The organism is Pseudomonas sp. GW822-FHT02G04, assembly GCF_058802085.1.
The window spans coordinates 44,055-60,961 of record NZ_JBXANU010000024.1; the positions used below are offsets into that span (position 1 = coordinate 44,055).

Below are 16,907 nucleotides of genomic sequence, written 5' to 3' on the forward strand. Positions count from 1 at the left end.
TTCGTTTACAGGTTCGCTCCGACAAAAATCCACTGCCTGGATGTGTGTCTGGAGAGCCCGTGATGACTACAAAATCAAAAATCGCAACCAACCTGAGTGATTCGGCCAAGGTCGATCAGCAATCGGTTCAGCCGTTTACCCGCTCGCAAAAAATCTATGTTCAGGGCACACGCCCCGACATCCTCGTGCCGATGCGCGAAATCAGCCTGGACGTGACCCCGACCGACTTCGGCGGCGAAATCAACGCGCCGGTGGTGGTGTATGACACCTCGGGCCCGTACACCGATCCCAACGTCATCATCGACGTGCGCAAAGGCCTCGCCGATGTGCGCTCGTCGTGGATCGAATCCCGTGGCGACACCGAGCGCCTGTCCGGCCTGAGCTCCAACTTCGGCCAGGAACGCCTCGCCGATCCGGAGCTGACCAAGCTGCGTTTCGCCCACGTCAACAACCCGCGTCGCGCCAAGCCGGGTGCCAACGTCAGCCAGATGCACTACGCCCGCAAAGGCATCATCACCGCCGAGATGGAATACGTTGCCATCCGCGAAAACATGAAGCTCGAAGTGGCCCGCGCCGCTGGCTTGCTGGACCAGCAACACGCCGGCCACAGCTTCGGCGCCAGCGTGCCGAAAATCATCACCCCGGAATTCGTCCGTGAAGAGATCGCCCGCGGTCGCGCGATCATTCCGGCCAACATCAACCACACCGAACTGGAACCGATGATCATCGGCCGTAACTTCCTGGTGAAGATCAACGGCAACATCGGCAACAGTGCCTTGGGTTCGTCCATCGAAGAAGAAGTGGCGAAACTGACCTGGGGCATTCGCTGGGGTTCGGACACGGTCATGGACTTGTCCACCGGCAAGCACATTCACGAAACCCGCGAATGGATCATCCGTAACTCGCCGGTGCCGATCGGTACCGTGCCGATCTATCAAGCACTGGAGAAGGTCAATGGCGTCGCCGAAGACCTGACCTGGGAGCTGTTCCGCGACACGCTGATCGAGCAGGCCGAGCAGGGCGTCGACTACTTCACCATCCACGCCGGTGTGTTGCTGCGCTACGTGCCGCTGACCGCCAAGCGCGTGACCGGTATCGTCTCCCGTGGCGGTTCGATCATGGCCAAGTGGTGCCTGGCGCACCACAAGGAAAACTTCCTCTACACCCATTTCGAAGACATCTGCGAAATCATGAAGGCCTACGACGTCAGCTTCTCGCTGGGTGATGGCCTGCGTCCGGGCTCGATTGCCGACGCCAACGACGAAGCGCAATTCGGTGAGCTGGAAACCCTCGGCGAGCTGACCAAAATCGCCTGGAAGCACGACGTGCAGTGCATGATCGAAGGCCCGGGCCACGTGCCGATGCAGTTGATCAAAGAGAACATGGACAAGCAGCTGGAGTGCTGCGACGAGGCACCGTTCTACACCCTCGGCCCACTGACCACCGACATCGCCCCAGGCTACGACCACATCACCTCCGGTATCGGTGCGGCGATGATCGGCTGGTTCGGTTGCGCCATGCTCTGCTACGTGACGCCGAAGGAACACTTGGGCCTGCCGAACAAGGATGACGTGAAGACCGGGATCATCACCTACAAGATTGCCGCTCACGCTGCCGACCTGGCTAAAGGGCATCCGGGTGCACAGATTCGTGACAACGCCTTGAGCAAGGCGCGTTTCGAATTCCGTTGGGAAGACCAGTTCAACCTCGGTCTGGATCCGGACACCGCGCGTTCGTACCACGACGAAACCCTGCCGAAGGATTCGGCCAAGGTCGCGCACTTCTGCTCCATGTGCGGGCCGAAATTCTGCTCGATGAAGATCACCCAGGAAGTCCGTGAGTACGCGGCCAACCAGCGGATCGAAACCGTCGATGCCGAAGTCGCCAAGGGACTGGCGGAGCAGGCTGAACGGTTCAAGCAGGAAGGCAGTCAGCTGTACAAGAAGGTTTGATCCCGCACTGATCGTTCCCACGCTCTGCGTGGGAATGCCTCTTGTGACGCTCTGCGTCACGCTTTGGGACGCGGAGCGTCCAGGGCTGCATTCCCACGCGTAGCGTGGGAACGATCACAAAGAACAACACATGTTCCTCTGAGATAACACCCTTGAGCATTCAACCCAGCACTTACTCCCCGGACATCGCGGTGCCAACTGACAAACGCGTCTTCGGCGGTCGTGATCTGTTTTCCCTGTGGTTCTCCCTCGGCATCGGCCTGATGGTGTTGCAGACCGGCGCGCTGCTCGCACCAGGTCTGGGCCTGTCCGGCTCGGTGCTGGCGATTTTTCTTGGCACGCTGGTCGGCGTGCTGTTGTTGGCTGCCGTTGGCGTGATCGGCAGTGACACCGGCCTGTCATCGATGGCCGCGCTCAAACTCAGCCTCGGTGCAAAAGGCGCGAGCCTTCCGGCGGTGCTGAACCTGCTGCAACTGATCGGTTGGGGTTCGTTCGAAATCATTGTGATGCGCGATGCCGCCAGCCTGCTCGGCGCCCGTGCATTCAGCGAAGGCAGCCTGTGGTCGAATCCGCTGCTGTGGACGCTGTTCTTCGGTGCACTGGCCACCTTGCTGGCGGTCAGCGGTCCGCTGACCTTTGTGCGCAAGATCCTGCGCAAGTGGGGCATCTGGCTGTTGCTGGCCGCGTGCATCTGGTTGACCTGGAACCTGTTTGCCAAGGCCGATCTGGCTGCGTTGTGGGCGCAGGCCGGCGATGGTTCGATGCCGTTCGCCGTGGGCTTTGACATTGCGATCGCGATGCCGCTGTCCTGGTTGCCGCTGATTGCCGACTACTCGCGCTTTGGCAAGCGTGCGAAGAATGTGTTCGGCGGTACGGCGCTGGGTTTCTTTATCGGTAACTTCTGGCTGATGAGCCTGGGCGTGGCGTACACCCTGGCGTTCGCACCGAGCGGTGAAGTAAATGCCTTGCTGCTGGCTCTGGCCGGTGCGGGACTGGGGATTCCGTTGCTACTGATTCTGTTGGATGAATCAGAAAATGCCTTTGCCGATATTCACTCGGCGGCGGTGTCCAGCGGGATTCTGCTGCGCTTGAAAGTCGAGCATCTGGCCTTGGCCATCGGCGTGATCTGCACGCTGATCGCTTGCCTGGCGCCATTGGCCCAGTACCAGAATTTCCTGCTGTTGATCGGTTCGGTGTTTGCACCGCTGTTCGGCGTGGTGCTGGTGGATCACTTCATCCTGCGCAAACGCAGTAGCCAAGTGGCCTCGGCCGCCTTGCGCTGGCCGGCGTTGCTCGCCTGGTTGGGCGGGGTGAGTACTTATCACTTGCTGGCCAATCTCTATCCGGACATCGGCGCAACCCTGCCGTCGCTGGTACTGGCAGGGCTGCTGCAACTGGTGCTTGGTCGAGCCTTCAGCTACGGCCGGGAAACAGCTCAGGCTTGAGAATGCCGTTCAGGCGCGGGTAGGGGATCTTCAGTTCGACGTGGCCCAGCGCGTAAGGCGCGAGGGTGCTCACTTCGTACTTGAGGATCACCCCGCCATACGTCAACGCCACGTTCTGGGTTTTCACGAAGGGCCAGCTCTTGACGAACTCTGGCTCCTGATCGAGTTTGGTGCTGATCAGCCAGCTGTTGTGCGCCACTTGGGCCGCTTTCCAGAACGCTTCTTCCTGCCCCGGGATCACCATGTCCGACAGCGTCAGCACTTTATGCTGCTGACGCGAGTAGTTGATGAAACCGCGGCCCGGCGTGCCATGGGCACCGCCGTTGTCCAGGTAGCTGGACAATTCAATGATCACCAAGCCGTCATGCTGCTCACGTACCTTGGCTTGCAGGTAGCTGCTATAGCGCGGCTCGGCACTGCTCAAAAATTGTTCGCGATACGCCGCCAGCGTAGGTGCTACAGGGGCATTGGGCGAGGTGCGGGTCATTTGCAGCAAACGTTTTTCGATGATGCCGTCAAGCGCAGGCTCAGCCGGGAAGTGCAGCGTATCGATGTTCACCAGCGGGCAGTCAGGGTTGGCGCAACCCGGTTTCAGTTGTTCGGAAGCGTCGCGGGTGGTTTCCAGCGGCGCCCGGTAATTGGGCTGGAAAAGACTCTGGCACGCACCCAGGGTCAGGGCGATGGCGGCCACGGAGGCGATCTTGAAAAGCGACATGGGCGTCCTTAATGAAACAGGGGAAGGCGAAAAGTTACCCGCTTCGACTCTCAACGGAGCAGTCAGTTCGCCACTAAGCTAATTAGAGTTGGTTTCGCCCTCACCGTCTATCCCGCTGACTGTAAAGGGGCTGCATCAAACATCGCGGGCGCGTTAGGATGGCGCGAAGTCGAGGTTGCAAGTAACAAAAAGGAGCCTCGTAACGGATTTGCAGTAAAGAGGATTGTCATGACTGATTTTGCCAACGCCATTCCGACCGCCGTTGATATCGTTCGGCGCGAAAAGTGCTACGAGGGCTTCTACAAGCTCGACCGCGTGCACTTGCGCCACGAACTGTTCGCCGGTGGCATGAGTCGCGAGATCAATCGTGAAGTGTTCGTGCGCCACGATGCGGTGTGCGTGCTGCCTTATGATCCACAGCGCGACGAAGTGGTGCTGATCGAGCAGTTTCGCGTCGGCGCCATGGGCAAGACCGACAATCCGTGGCTGATCGAACTGGTCGCCGGTCTGATCGACAAGGAAGAAGTACCGGAAGAAGTTGCTCACCGCGAAGCGCAGGAGGAAGCTGGGCTTGTATTCGGGGCGCTCTGGCCGATGATCAAATATTTTCCATCGCCGGGTGGCAGTAACGAGTTTGTGCATTTGTATCTGGGGCGTTGCGACAGTGCCGGGGTTGGCGGCCTGCATGGGCTGGAGGAAGAGGCAGAAGATATTCGCGTCACGGTCTGGGCTTTCGAAGATGCCCTGCAAGCCGTGCGCGACGGACGTATTGCCAACGCGGCGAGCATCATTGCCTTGCAGTGGCTGGCTTTGAACCGCGTGGAAGTGAGGGGGTTATGGTCGTAAACAAGCTGCGCGATCGCTATCGGGTCGACCTCGTGGGGCTGCAAGCCTCTTGCGAGGCCAACTACGCGCGCCTGATGCGACTGTTGCCGGACATGCGCAACGATCCGGCGGCCCGGCGCATTGCCGTGACCCAGGGTGACCAGATGCTTGGCGTGCTGGCCCTGGAAGTGCTGCAAGCCTGTCCGTACACCACCACCCTGCAGGTGCGTCAGGAGCACAGCCTGCCCTGGTTGCCAGTGCCGCAACTGGAAGTGCAGGTGTATCACGACGCGCGCATGGCCGAAGTTATCAGCGCTGAACATGCACGACGCTTTCGCGGCATCTATCCTTACCCGAACGCCGCGATGCATCAGCCGGACGAAAAGGCTCAACTCAATCTGTTCCTGGGGGAATGGTTGAGTCATTGCCTGGCTTGCGGACACGAGTACGCCGTTGTGCGCTAAGAGTGCTGTGTAGTTGTGAACTGCTTCCGGTTCACAGGTTTCCTCTTTTGATCGTCCCCCAGCATAATTGCGGCACTTTCCAATCCCGTGATCACGCCCTGGGAGAACGCCTTGCCGAGCGTATCCACATTGACCACCGCCGATCCGGCGTTGCTGGTGCAACTCTCCGACAGTCATCTGTTTGCCGAGGCGGACGCGACGTTGCTGGGCATGAATACCCGCGACAGCCTGCAACAGGTGATTGAGCTGGTGTTGAAGCAGCAACCGCAGATCGATCTGATGATTGCCACTGGCGATCTCTCCCAGGACGGGACGCTGGAGTCATACCAGCTGTTTCGCGACCTCACCCGGCAGATCGATGCCCCGGCGCGCTGGATTCCCGGTAATCACGACGAGCCGCGGATCATGGCCGAGGCGGCGGTGCAGAGTGCATTGTTGAAACCGGTGGTAGACATCGGCAACTGGCGGGTGACGTTGCTCGATTCGGCGGTGCCAGGTTCGGTGCCGGGGTATTTGCAGGATGAGCAGTTGCAATTGCTCGTGCGCTCGTTGAGCGAGGCGCCGCAGCGGCATCATCTGGTGTGCTTCCATCATCATCCGGTGTCGATCGGGTGCGCGTGGATGGAGCCGATTGGATTGCGCAATCCAGAGGCGTTGTTCGCGGTGCTGGATCGATTTCCGCAGGTACGTGCGGTGCTTTGGGGGCATGTTCATCAGGAGATTGATCAAGTGCGCAACGGTGTTCGCCTGATCGCATCGCCCTCGACCTGCATCCAGTTCGAACCGGGCAGTGATGATTTCAAGGTGAGTGAGCAGGCGCCGGGGTATCGGTGGTTGCGGCTGTTGCCCGATGGTCAGCTTGAAACTGGCGTTGAGCGCGTGACCGGGTTCGATTTCCAGATTGATTACGGTTCCAACGGCTACTGACACTTACCGATTCCCCCTGTAGGAGCTTGTAGGAGCTGTCGAGTGCAACGAGGCTGCGATCTCTTGATCTTGCTTTTAAACAAAGTCAAAAGATCGCAGCCTCGTTGCACTCGACAGCTCCTACAGTAAACTCCGCCTTCTTTACCCGACGCACAGGGAGCTCAAATGTCTGGTTCGATCCTTTATATCCACGGTTTCAACAGCGCGCCTGCCTCAAAAAAGGCCACTCAGTTGATCGAAGTGATGGAGCGGCTGGGCTTGAGCGATCAGTTGCGTGTGCCGGCCCTGCATCACCATCCCCGCGAGGCCATCGCTCAGCTGGAACAGGCGATTGCGGAGCTGGGGCGGCCACTGCTGGTCGGCAGCTCACTCGGCGGCTACTATGCGACTCACCTGGCCGAGCGCCATGGCTTGAAAGCCCTGTTGATCAACCCTGCCGTCAGCCCACACCGGATGTTCGACGGGTTTCTGGGGACGCAGAAAAACCTGTATACCGATGAGACCTGGGAAATGACCCACGACCACGTGACGGCCCTGGCCGAGCTGGAAGTGCCGGCGCCCCAGGATCCGCAGCGGTTTCAGGTATGGTTGCAGACTGGCGATGAAACGCTGGACTATCGCCTCGCCCAACAATATTACCGGGCCTGTGCCTTGCGCATTCAGGCCGGCGGCGACCATAGTTTCCAGGGTTTTGCCGCGCAACTGCCGGCAATATTGAGTTTTGCCGGCATCGGCGCAGATTTGTATCAGGCGATCGATTTCACAGCACTGTGATTGCTCGCCTCTTTTTTTACTGACACTGACGACGAGACCCCATGGCCACTCCCAGCGCTAGCTCTTATAACGCAGACGCCATCGAAGTCCTCTCGGGCCTCGACCCGGTGCGCAAACGCCCCGGCATGTACACCGACACCAGTCGGCCGAACCACCTCGCCCAGGAAGTCATCGACAACAGCGTCGACGAAGCCTTGGCCGGGCATGCGACGTCGGTGCAGGTCATCCTGCACGCCGATCACTCCCTGGAAGTCAGCGATGACGGCCGTGGCATGCCGGTGGATATTCACCCGGAAGAGGGTGTGTCGGGCGTCGAGCTGATCCTCACCAAACTCCATGCGGGCGGCAAGTTTTCCAACAAGAACTACCAGTTCTCCGGCGGTTTGCACGGGGTGGGTATTTCCGTGGTCAACGCCTTGTCGACCGAAGTCCGGGTGCGTGTAAAACGTGACGGCAACGAATACCAGATGACGTTCGCCGACGGTTACAAAAAAACCGAACTGGAAGTGGTCGGCACCGTCGGCAAGCGCAATACCGGCACCAGCGTCTTCTTCGCACCGGACCCGAAGTATTTCGATTCGCCGAAATTCTCCATCAGCCGCCTCAAGCACGTGCTCAAGGCCAAGGCCGTTCTGTGCCCGGGGTTGCTGGTCAGTTTTGAAGACAAGGCCACCGGCGAGAAGGTCGAATGGCATTACGAAGACGGCCTGCGCTCCTACCTGGTAGATGCGGTCAGCGAATTCGAACGCCTGCCGGACGAGCCATTCTGCGGCAGCCTGGCAGGTAACAAGGAAGCCGTCGATTGGGCGTTGCTGTGGTTGCCCGAGGGCGGCGACAGCGTTCAGGAAAGCTACGTCAACCTGATCCCGACAGCCCAGGGCGGTACTCACGTCAACGGTCTGCGTCAGGGCTTGCTCGACGCCATGCGCGAGTTCTGCGAGTTCCGCAGCCTGTTGCCGCGTGGTGTGAAGCTGGCGCCGGAAGACGTCTGGGAGCGTATTGCGTTCGTGCTGTCGATGAAGATGCAGGAACCGCAATTCTCCGGTCAGACCAAAGAGCGCCTGTCTTCCCGTGAGGCGGCCGCCTTCGTTTCCGGTGTGGTCAAGGACGCCTTTAGCTTGTGGCTCAACGCGAACCCGGAAACCGGCATGTTGCTGGCCGAACTGGCGATCAACAACGCCGGCCGTCGTCTGAAGGCCAGCAAGAAGGTCGAGCGTAAACGCATTACCCAAGGGCCGGCATTGCCGGGCAAACTCGCTGACTGCGCCGGGCAGGACCCGATGCGCTCCGAGCTGTTCCTGGTGGAAGGTGATTCCGCTGGTGGTTCGGCCAAGCAGGCGCGAGACAAAGAGTTTCAAGCGATCCTGCCGTTACGCGGCAAGATCCTGAATACCTGGGAAGTCGACGGCAGCGAAGTGCTGGCCAGCCAGGAGGTGCACAACATCGCCGTGGCGATCGGTGTCGACCCGGGCGCGGCGGACATGAGCCAGCTGCGTTACGGCAAGATCTGCATCCTCGCCGACGCCGACTCCGACGGTCTGCACATCGCAACGTTGCTTTGCGCCTTGTTCGTCCAGCATTTCCGCCCGCTGGTGGATGCCGGTCACGTCTACGTCGCCATGCCACCGCTGTACCGTATCGACCTGGGCAAAGAGATCTATTACGCCCTCGACGAGGCCGAGCGCGACGGCATTCTCGATCGCCTGGTGGCCGAGAAGAAACGCGGCAAGCCGCAGGTCACCCGATTCAAGGGCCTGGGTGAAATGAACCCGCCGCAGCTGCGCGAAACCACCATGGACCCGAACACACGGCGTCTGGTGCAACTGACGCTGGGTGAAGATTTCGCCGAGACCTCGGAAATGATGGACATGCTGCTGGCGAAAAAACGCGCAGGCGATCGCAAAACCTGGCTGGAGTCCAAAGGCAACCTGGCCGAGGTTCTGGGCTGATGCGCTTTGGCTGGGCCCTGGCGTGTGCGTTGCTGCTGACTTCGGTGACGATTTGCGCGGAACCCGTGCCAGAGCTGCGCCTGTTGTCCGAACATGCCGTCGACGGCATGCGCGGCGGCAATCTGTCGGGGCTGGCCCAGTGTGGCAAGGAGCTGTGGACCGTTTCGGATCGCGACGATGATCAAATCTATCGCCTCGACACCCGCAACCCCACCTGGCAAGCCGAAACCGTGCACATCGACGTACCTTTGGTGCCCGACAGCGGTTTGCCCTGGGGCTTGCGTTCGCGGACCTGGGCGGCGTCGTTCGTACGGGGCGGAGACCTGGATTTCGAAGGTATCACCTGCGACAGTGCCGGCAATCGTTACATCGTCAGTGAAGGTCACGCCACGGTGTTGCAAGTACCGCCAGTCGGGCCTGCGTCCTGGCTGAAAATCTCGCCGATGCTGGTGCGCGAAGCGCGGGCCAGCGGCATGTTGTTGCACTTCAATGCGTTGTTCGAAGGCCTGGCGATCAATCCGGCCGGTGACACGCTGTGGCTGGCCGCCGAACGTGAGCGCCGCGGTTTGCTGCTGATCAAGCGCCAGCAAACGGTGTGGGACTGCGACGGTGGTTGTGTGCTGCTGAGTGAAGGCGGGGTGGAAATGCAACCAGCGCAATTTCCCAACGCCAAAGCGCGCCCCCGGGATTTTGCCGATCTGTCATTGTTCGACGGCAAACTGTTTACCCTTGAGCGCAATGCCTTCCAGATCTGCCGCCGTGATGCGGTGACAGCCAAGGTCGAGCGCTGCTGGTCGTTTGCCGTCGAGGCCTTGCAGGAAAATCGTCGTTATTCACAACCCTTTGGGCTGGCGGAAGCGTTGATCGTGGACGTCGACGGTGCCTGGATCGGTATCGACAACAACAACGGCGCGCGCGCCGACGGTGAGGTACGCCCGATTGTCTGGCGCTTTGCCGCGCCTGAAGGTGGCTGGAGCGCCAAGCCATGAGTCAGCAACCACCGGGCAAGCGCGCCGGTCGGGTGTTGATGGTGCTGGCCTGGTGCGCCGCGCTGTTTCTGGCGACGCGGTTCTTCGGTCAATGGGAGGAGCGTCAACAGAATCCCAACACCGTCGTCAGCTCTGAGCAGGGCCAGGGTTTTATCGAAGTGAAGCTGATCGGCAACAGCCAGGGGCATTTTGTCGCCACCGGCCAGATCAACGGCCAGCCCGTGGAGTTCATGCTCGATACCGGTGCGACCGATGTGTCGATCCCGGCCGAAATGGCTGAACGATTGAAACTGGAAAAAGGCTTCGGGGTGACCCTGAGCACGGCCAATGGCTTGAGCGAGGGCTATCGAACCCGCCTCGACCGGCTGCAATTGGGCGCCATCGTGCTGCGTGACGTTCGCGCGCTGGTGGCGCCCGGTTTGCACGGCAATCAAGTGCTGCTCGGCATGAGCGCACTGAACAAACTTGAATTTACCCAGCGCGGTGGCACCATGCTGCTGCGCCAGACCACGAAATAATGAGGCCCGCATGAGCGACTCCCTTGATCTCAGCCTGGACGGTGTAGAGCGCCGGTCACTGGCTGACTTCACCGAAAATGCCTACCTCAACTACTCCATGTACGTGATCATGGACCGTGCCTTGCCGCATATCGGCGACGGCCTGAAACCGGTTCAGCGACGCATCGTCTATGCGATGAGCGAGTTGGGGCTGGACGCCGATTCCAAGCACAAGAAGTCGGCGCGTACCGTCGGTGACGTGCTCGGTAAATTCCACCCTCACGGCGACTCGGCGTGCTACGAAGCCATGGTGCTGATGGCCCAGCCGTTCAGCTACCGCTACACGCTGGTCGACGGCCAGGGTAACTGGGGTGCGCCGGACGATCCCAAGTCCTTCGCGGCCATGCGATACACCGAAGCGCGGCTATCGCGCTATTCCGAAGTGCTGCTCAGCGAACTGGGCCAGGGCACCGCAGACTGGGGCCCGAACTTCGACGGCACCCTGGAAGAACCTCTGGTGTTGCCGGCCCGTTTGCCGAACATCCTGCTCAACGGCACCACCGGTATCGCCGTGGGCATGGCCACCGACGTCCCGCCGCATAACCTGCGCGAAGTCGCGACCGCTTGCGTGCGCTTGCTGGATGAACCGAAAGCCACGGTCGAGCAGCTCTGCGAACACATTCAGGGTCCGGATTATCCGACCGAAGCGGAAATCATCACGCCGCGCGCCGACCTGCTGAAAATCTACGAAACCGGTCGCGGTTCGGTGCGCATGCGCGCTGTTTATCACGTCGAAGACGGCGACATCATCGTGACATCGCTGCCGCATCAGGTCTCTGGCGCCAAAGTGCTCGAGCAGATTGCCGCGATGATGCAGGCCAAACCGTCGAAAGCCCCGCAGATTGCGGACTTGCGCGACGAGTCTGACCACGAGAACCCATGCCGCATCGTGATTATCCCGGTCAACAGCCGGGTCGATCACGAAGCGCTGATGCAACACCTGTTCGCGACCACCGAGCTGGAATCCAGTTACCGGGTCAACATCAACATCATTGGCCTCGACGGCAAGCCGCAGCTCAAGAACCTGCGTGCCTTGCTGGTGGAGTGGCTGGAATTCCGCGTTCGCACCGTGCGTCGACGCCTGCAATTCCGTCTGGACAAGGTCGAGCGTCGCCTGCACCTGTTGGACGGCTTGCTGATTGCCTACCTCAACCTGGATGAAGTGATCCACATCATCCGTACCGAAGAGCAGCCGAAGGTCAGCCTGATCGAGCGCTTTGCCCTGAGCGAAATCCAGGCCGACTACATTCTCGACACCCGCTTGCGTCAGTTGGCGCGACTGGAAGAAATGAAGCTGCGTGCCGAGCAGGATGAACTGCTCAAGGAACAGGCCAAGCTGCAAGCCCTGTTGGGTAGCGAAGCCAAGCTGAAGAAACTGGTGCGCAGCGAGCTGATCAAGGATGCCGAAACCTATGGCGACGACCGTCGTTCGCCAATCGTCGAGCGCGCCGAAGCCAAGGCAATGACCGAACACGATCTGTTGCCGAACGAGAAAGTGACGGTCGTGCTGTCGGAAAAAGGTTGGGTTCGCTCTGCCAAAGGTCACGAAATCGACGCCACCGGTCTTTCCTACAAGGCCGGGGATGGCTTCAAGACCTCGGCAGCCGGGCGTTCCAACCAGTTTGCGGTGTTTATCGACTCCACCGGTCGCAGTTATTCGGTTGCGGCCCACACCTTGCCATCGGCCCGTGGCCAGGGCGAACCGCTGACCGGCCGTCTGACACCGCCGCCAGGGGCGAGCTTCGAATGCGTGCTGATGCCTGAAGACGACGCGCTGTACGTGATTGCGTCCGACGCCGGTTACGGCTTCGTGGTCAAGGGCGAAGACCTGCAAGCCAAGAACAAGGCGGGCAAGGCCCTGTTGAGCCTGCCGAACAACGCCAAGGTTATTCTGCCGCGTCCGGTAGCCGATCGTGAACAGAACTGGCTGGCCTCGGTGACCACCGAGGGTCGCCTGCTGATCTTCAAAATCAGCGATCTGCCACAATTAGGTAAAGGTAAGGGTAATAAGATCATCGGGATTTCCGGTGAGCGTGTTGCCAGTCGCGAAGAATATGTCACGGACATCGCCGTTTTGCCGGAAGGTGCCACGTTGGTGCTGCAGGCCGGAAAGCGTACCTTGTCACTGAAGGCGGACGACCTCGAACACTACAAAGGTGAGCGTGGACGTCGCGGTAACAAACTGCCACGGGGCTTTCAGAGGGTGGATGCGCTGTTCGTCGAAAACCTCAATTAACCGTCCTAGAGCGCTCGATCTACGATTTAACGCGTAGATCGACGCTTTGGCGCTGGAGTCGGAACGCATATTCACGGATGATATGGCCTTTCAAGCGCCGGCGTAGCCGAGCGTTCTTCATATTTTTTGAGTATTTTCACTGTGGTGAGCCTTGTGGCAGCCACCTGGATGGGACGATGACTGCTCTGCGCCTTCCTTTTATTTTGATGCTCGCTGGCGTTCTTGGCCTGGCGGGTTGCAGTGTGCACCAGCCGGTGTCGCTGTATCAGCTGGACAGCGGAAGTCCGGCTCAGCCTGCGCAAAGCGCGGGCATGGCGGTTTTGTTGGGTCCGGTAACGGTTGCGGACTACCTGCAACGCGAAACCTTGTTGCAACGTCAGCCGGATGGCAGCCTTCAAGCATCGGCCGACGGTCGTTGGGCGGGCAGTCTGTCGTCGGACATCGATCAGCTGTTGCTGCGTCAGGTCGCCGGTCATCTGGACAGCCAACGCGTTGTCCTGGCACCTGCGACAGTGGGTTTCACGCCGGATGTCCAGGTTCTGCTGACCATCACCCGGCTGGACTCGGGTGTGTCGCAACCGGCGATCCTGGACGCGCAATGGCGCCTGATCGACCGTCGTGGTCAGGTGCGTGATAACCGCATCATTCATCTGCAAGAGCAGCACGCCGGCGGTACGGCGTCTCAGGTTCAGGCTCAGGGTGTGTTGCTGCAGCGTCTGGCCGAGCAACTGTCGACAGCGCTCAAGCCGCTGGCCAACCAGCCGCCGATCGCTGAGGCACCGCGCAAGCCCGCCGCCAAGCCTGTGGCGCCGACAGCAGAGCCGGAGAAGCAGCCGAAAATCCCGATGGCTTCGCCGATTCGTACGGATATGGAAGTGTTCAGGTTCTGAGCCTGGATTGAGTCCAGAACAAAGCCCGCCTTGTGCGGGCTTTGTTGTTTCTGCAGGTTGGAGATGATCGTTCCCACGCTCTGCGTGGGAATGCAGCCCGTGACGCTCTGCGTCACATCAGTGCAAGGTTCCGGGTGGAACGCGGAGCGTCCCTGGAGGCATTCCCACGCGGAGCGTGGGAACGATCAGCCCGCAGACGATCACTCGTCTGCGGGCTTCTTTGCAGCGGGGGGGCAGGTTTACGCCCGGCGTTCGTGCATCCGCGCCAGTTGCCGCTCCAGCATCGACGGATAAGGCTCCATCAGGCGTTCTACGCAGCACGCACCCTCAGGGCTTGCAATCGGGCGGATCCGCGCACGCTGGCGAATCAGCGCGTCGTCGCTGATCTTGCGCTCCACCAGCAGCAGGTTGCGGCTGTGTTGCGACAGGGCCAGCGCATCCTGAGCGGTTTCGGTCAGCAGCAGGTCGATCTGGCTCAAGCCGAACAGTTCGTCGCCCAGTGTCAGGCCCAACTGCAATTGCAGGGTGATGCCGCTGTCGGCGACTTCGATCTGCAATTGATGGCCCAGGGCGCGCAGCAACTCACCGCAGCAGATGGCGTTGGTCAGGTAGTCCTCGCCGCTGTCTTCGGTGTGGAACAGCATCAGCGTGCTGCCATCGTTCAGAGTGTGCAGTTCGCTCTGGTAGAGCGACGCCGCCTGATCGAGGCAATCACGGTAGCGTTTGAGCAGCTCTTCCAGACGTGCGCGGGGCAGGCGACGCAGTTGATCCTGTGCACCCAGTTGCACCGCCAGTACCGCGCTGTGTTGAGGTACGTTCGATACCTGCGGTTTTGCGACAGGTTTCGGCGCGCTGTCTGTCGAGTCGTCACGCAGATCGGCAAACGGATCTTCGTCGTCCTCGTCGTCTTCGACCGTGCTGACAATGCGTCGCGGTGCAGGCTTGAGACCTGCCACCGGTCGGGTTTCATCGAAGCTCGGATCACGCAGGTTGCGTACTTCGAAGGCCGGATCGGTCTCTTCGTCGTCATTGCTGTCGTCGAACTCGGGCTCAGGAACGGGCTCAGGCTCGGCCGGCTCAGGCGCGAAATTGGCGTGCAGCTGACGAGCGAGATCGCCGACTTCATCCTGACGCTCGGTGGCCGGGGTGTATTCGTCGATATTGCGCAGCCACACCCGCAGCTGCAGCAGCGGCGTGGAGATATTGCGCCCAAGGCGCAGGCTCAAAGCCAGGGACAGCGCCAGCAGAATCGCGCTCAGAATGCCCATGCTTTGCAGGCTGATCGTCATCGGCTGCTGGAACTGATCCATGTCCAGGCTGATGCGCAGTTGCCCGGCGGTCACGTCCTGGAAGGTGATCTTGCTCTGGTACATGCCTTCGGCTTCGCCCAGCAGGCCGTGCTTGGGACGCTGACCGGCTTCGGCGAGGATGCGGTTATCCACGCTGTAGATGGCAGCGTGGGCCACCAGCTTGTTCTTGGTCAGGTTGTTGAGCAGCACATTCAGGCTGAGGATGTCGTTGGACACCAACAGCTCCGTGGCCGACGTAGCCGTCTGGGTAGTCAGGCTTTCGCCCAGGGCATCCGCCTGCTCGTGCATGGCCTGCTTGAACTGCAAACCCATCACACAGGCATAGATCACCAGGGCCAGAGCGACCAGGATCACGTTATGGCTGGCAATGCGTAATGCGATCGGTACACGGCGATGACGCAGTGCCCGGAAGATCAGCAGAAAGAAGTTATCGGTTTTTACTGGCGTGGGCCGGTTCACTTGAGCTCGGCTCTTTGTCCGTGAAGTTGACGCGCAGTATAGCGACAGGCCCTAGGCCGTCAAAGCGCTCGCGGTGCCCGATGGTCACTGAAAATGGGTAGAATGCGGTTTTTTTCCACCTGCGGGGGTGCGCCTTGCGCGAAATCGTCCTGATAAACATCACGGGAGTCGACCGTCCGGGTCTGACTGCGGCCATAACCGGCGTTCTGGCCCAGGGTGGTGTGAACATTCTCGACATCGGTCAGGCGGTGATCCACGACACCCTGTCGTTCGGCATCCTGGTTGAAATTCCTGATACCGAGCGAGGCAACTCGGTGCTCAAAGACATCCTGTTCAAAGGCTATGAGCTTGAGCAACAAGTGCGTTTCACGCCGGTGTCCGAAGAGGATTACCAGCAGTGGGTCGGCAATCAGGGCAAGAAACGCCACATCGTCACCTTGCTGACCCGCAAAGTGACCGCCGAGCAATTGCAGCGTGTGAGTTCGATCACCGCCAAATATGGCCTGAACATCGACCATATCGATCGCCTTTCCGGGCGCATGCCGCTGGACACCCCGGCCGACAAGGGCAAGGGTTGCATCGAGTTTTCCGTACGCGGCGAGGCGGCTGACCCGCAAGCGTTGCGGGCTGAATTCCTCAGCGTCGCGCAAGAACTGAACGTCGACATCGCTTTCCAGGAGGATTCGCTGTTCCGCCGTAACCGTCGTCTGGCGGTGTTCGACATGGACTCGACACTGATCGAAGCCGAAGTCATTGACGAACTGGCCAAGGCCGCCGGCGTTGGCGACCAGGTATCCGCGATTACTGAGCGGGCGATGGCCGGCGAGCTGGACTTCCGCGCCAGCTTCAAGGAACGCCTGGCCCTGCTGCAAGGGCTGGACGTCAGCGTGCTGGATTCCATCGGTGCTTCCCTGCGCCTGACCGAGGGCGCCGAAACCCTGTTCGCCGAACTCAAGCGCCTGGGCTACAAGACCGCGATTCTGTCGGGCGGCTTCACCTACTTCGCTAAGCAACTGCAGGCCAAGCTAGGCATCGACTATGTGTTCGCCAACGAACTGGAAGTGGTCGACGGCAAAGTCACTGGCGTGGCGGTCGAGCCGATTGTCGATGCACAGCGCAAGGCGGATTTGCTGCGTGAGCTGGCGCATAAAGAAGGTTTGCGTCTGGAGCAGACGATTGCCGTCGGTGACGGTGCCAACGACCTGCCGATGCTGGCGATTGCCGGGCTGGGCGTAGCGTTCCGCGCCAAACCATTGGTCAAGCAATCGGCGAAGCAGGCGATTTCCACCCTTGGGCTGGATGGCGTGCTGTATCTGCTGGGCTTCCGGGATCGCGACGGGCAGCTCTAAAGAATCAAAAGATAATAAAGATCGCAGTCTTCGGCAGCTCCTACGCGCCTGTGGGCGCCGCCGAAG

General features: G+C 60.3%; 14 protein-coding genes. 12 read left to right on the plus strand and 2 right to left on the minus strand.

From position 1 onward, the window contains the following. Window positions 1–62 precede the first annotated feature (62 nt). Window positions 63–1,952: a phosphomethylpyrimidine synthase ThiC gene (gene thiC, locus AC1RO5_RS24365; RefSeq protein ID WP_493178085.1), complete on the plus strand. Its 1,890-nt coding sequence runs from the start codon at window positions 63–65 to the stop codon at window positions 1,950–1,952. Window positions 1,953–2,104: 152 nt separating this feature from the next. Next, the gene (gene cytX / locus AC1RO5_RS24370) at window positions 2,105–3,397 is read left to right on the plus strand and encodes a putative hydroxymethylpyrimidine transporter CytX (protein WP_493178087.1); all 1,293 of its coding nucleotides are present in this window, start codon (window positions 2,105–2,107) and stop codon (window positions 3,395–3,397) included. Here cytX and AC1RO5_RS24375 read toward each other — a convergent pair. Continuing rightward, on the minus strand, window positions 3,366–4,112 hold the full coding sequence (locus AC1RO5_RS24375; RefSeq protein WP_493178088.1) for an RsiV family protein: 747 nt from the start codon (window positions 4,110–4,112) through the stop codon (window positions 3,366–3,368). The two genes, cytX and AC1RO5_RS24375, sit on opposite strands and share 32 nt — an antisense overlap. Before the next feature lie 228 nt (window positions 4,113–4,340). Between AC1RO5_RS24375 and AC1RO5_RS24380 the strand changes: the two genes are divergently transcribed. The 9 genes from AC1RO5_RS24380 to AC1RO5_RS24420 all read left to right on the plus strand — a co-directional run bounded on the left by AC1RO5_RS24380 (window position 4,341) and on the right by AC1RO5_RS24420 (window position 13,723). Next, window positions 4,341–4,958, plus strand: coding sequence for an NUDIX domain-containing protein (locus AC1RO5_RS24380; RefSeq protein ID WP_493178090.1), 618 nt, complete (start codon window positions 4,341–4,343; stop codon window positions 4,956–4,958). Further along, the gene (locus tag AC1RO5_RS24385; RefSeq protein ID WP_007939629.1) at window positions 4,949–5,401 is read left to right on the plus strand and encodes a DUF1249 domain-containing protein; all 453 of its coding nucleotides are present in this window, start codon (window positions 4,949–4,951) and stop codon (window positions 5,399–5,401) included. Before AC1RO5_RS24380 ends, AC1RO5_RS24385 begins: the two co-directional genes overlap by 10 nt. Before the next feature lie 111 nt (window positions 5,402–5,512). Beyond that, the gene (gene cpdA, locus AC1RO5_RS24390) at window positions 5,513–6,328 is read left to right on the plus strand and encodes a 3',5'-cyclic-AMP phosphodiesterase (protein WP_493178091.1); all 816 of its coding nucleotides are present in this window, start codon (window positions 5,513–5,515) and stop codon (window positions 6,326–6,328) included. A 165-nt stretch (window positions 6,329–6,493) separates the two neighbouring features. Further along, entirely contained in the window at window positions 6,494–7,102 is a 609-nt protein-coding gene (locus AC1RO5_RS24395; protein ID WP_258672172.1) for a YqiA/YcfP family alpha/beta fold hydrolase, read from the plus strand. A gap of 41 nt (window positions 7,103–7,143) precedes the next feature. After that, on the plus strand, window positions 7,144–9,051 hold the full coding sequence (gene parE, locus AC1RO5_RS24400) for a DNA topoisomerase IV subunit B (protein ID WP_007939624.1): 1,908 nt from the start codon (window positions 7,144–7,146) through the stop codon (window positions 9,049–9,051). Continuing rightward, on the plus strand, window positions 9,051–10,040 hold the full coding sequence (locus AC1RO5_RS24405) for an esterase-like activity of phytase family protein (protein WP_493178092.1): 990 nt from the start codon (window positions 9,051–9,053) through the stop codon (window positions 10,038–10,040). Before parE ends, AC1RO5_RS24405 begins: the two co-directional genes overlap by 1 nt. Further along, window positions 10,037–10,558, plus strand: coding sequence for a retropepsin-like aspartic protease family protein (locus AC1RO5_RS24410; RefSeq protein ID WP_476216014.1), 522 nt, complete (start codon window positions 10,037–10,039; stop codon window positions 10,556–10,558). Before AC1RO5_RS24405 ends, AC1RO5_RS24410 begins: the two co-directional genes overlap by 4 nt. A gap of 10 nt (window positions 10,559–10,568) precedes the next feature. Next, window positions 10,569–12,833, plus strand: coding sequence for a DNA topoisomerase IV subunit A (parC, locus tag AC1RO5_RS24415; protein WP_493178094.1), 2,265 nt, complete (start codon window positions 10,569–10,571; stop codon window positions 12,831–12,833). Between the two features lie 176 nt (window positions 12,834–13,009). Next, window positions 13,010–13,723: a PqiC family protein gene (locus AC1RO5_RS24420; RefSeq protein WP_493178096.1), complete on the plus strand. Its 714-nt coding sequence runs from the start codon at window positions 13,010–13,012 to the stop codon at window positions 13,721–13,723. Window positions 13,724–13,962: 239 nt separating this feature from the next. Here AC1RO5_RS24420 and AC1RO5_RS24425 read toward each other — a convergent pair whose 3' ends face one another. Further along, entirely contained in the window at window positions 13,963–15,492 is a 1,530-nt protein-coding gene (locus AC1RO5_RS24425) for an AhpA/YtjB family protein (RefSeq protein WP_493178098.1), read from the minus strand. Window positions 15,493–15,626: 134 nt separating this feature from the next. Between AC1RO5_RS24425 and serB the strand changes: the two genes are divergently transcribed. Beyond that, entirely contained in the window at window positions 15,627–16,841 is a 1,215-nt protein-coding gene (gene serB / locus AC1RO5_RS24430; protein WP_413697142.1) for a phosphoserine phosphatase SerB, read from the plus strand. Window positions 16,842–16,907: the final 66 nt, after the last annotated feature.

Bases quoted from the DNA above. Each gene is read 5' to 3' on its own strand.
- AC1RO5_RS24405 (WP_493178092.1), top strand. From the start codon at position 9,051: ATGCGCTTTGGCTGGGCCCTGGCGTGTGCGTTGCTGCTGACTTCGGTG.
- AC1RO5_RS24385 (WP_007939629.1), top strand. From the start codon at position 4,949: ATGGTCGTAAACAAGCTGCGCGATCGCTATCGGGTCGACCTCGTGGGG.
- AC1RO5_RS24420 (WP_493178096.1), top strand. From the start codon at position 13,010: ATGACTGCTCTGCGCCTTCCTTTTATTTTGATGCTCGCTGGCGTTCTT.
- AC1RO5_RS24380 (WP_493178090.1), top strand. From the start codon at position 4,341: ATGACTGATTTTGCCAACGCCATTCCGACCGCCGTTGATATCGTTCGG.
- parE (WP_007939624.1), top strand. From the start codon at position 7,144: ATGGCCACTCCCAGCGCTAGCTCTTATAACGCAGACGCCATCGAAGTC.
- thiC (WP_493178085.1), top strand. From the start codon at position 63: ATGACTACAAAATCAAAAATCGCAACCAACCTGAGTGATTCGGCCAAG.
- AC1RO5_RS24410 (WP_476216014.1), top strand. From the start codon at position 10,037: ATGAGTCAGCAACCACCGGGCAAGCGCGCCGGTCGGGTGTTGATGGTG.
- AC1RO5_RS24395 (WP_258672172.1), top strand. From the start codon at position 6,494: ATGTCTGGTTCGATCCTTTATATCCACGGTTTCAACAGCGCGCCTGCC.
- parC (WP_493178094.1), top strand. From the start codon at position 10,569: ATGAGCGACTCCCTTGATCTCAGCCTGGACGGTGTAGAGCGCCGGTCA.
- AC1RO5_RS24375 (WP_493178088.1), bottom strand. From the start codon at position 4,112: ATGTCGCTTTTCAAGATCGCCTCCGTGGCCGCCATCGCCCTGACCCTG.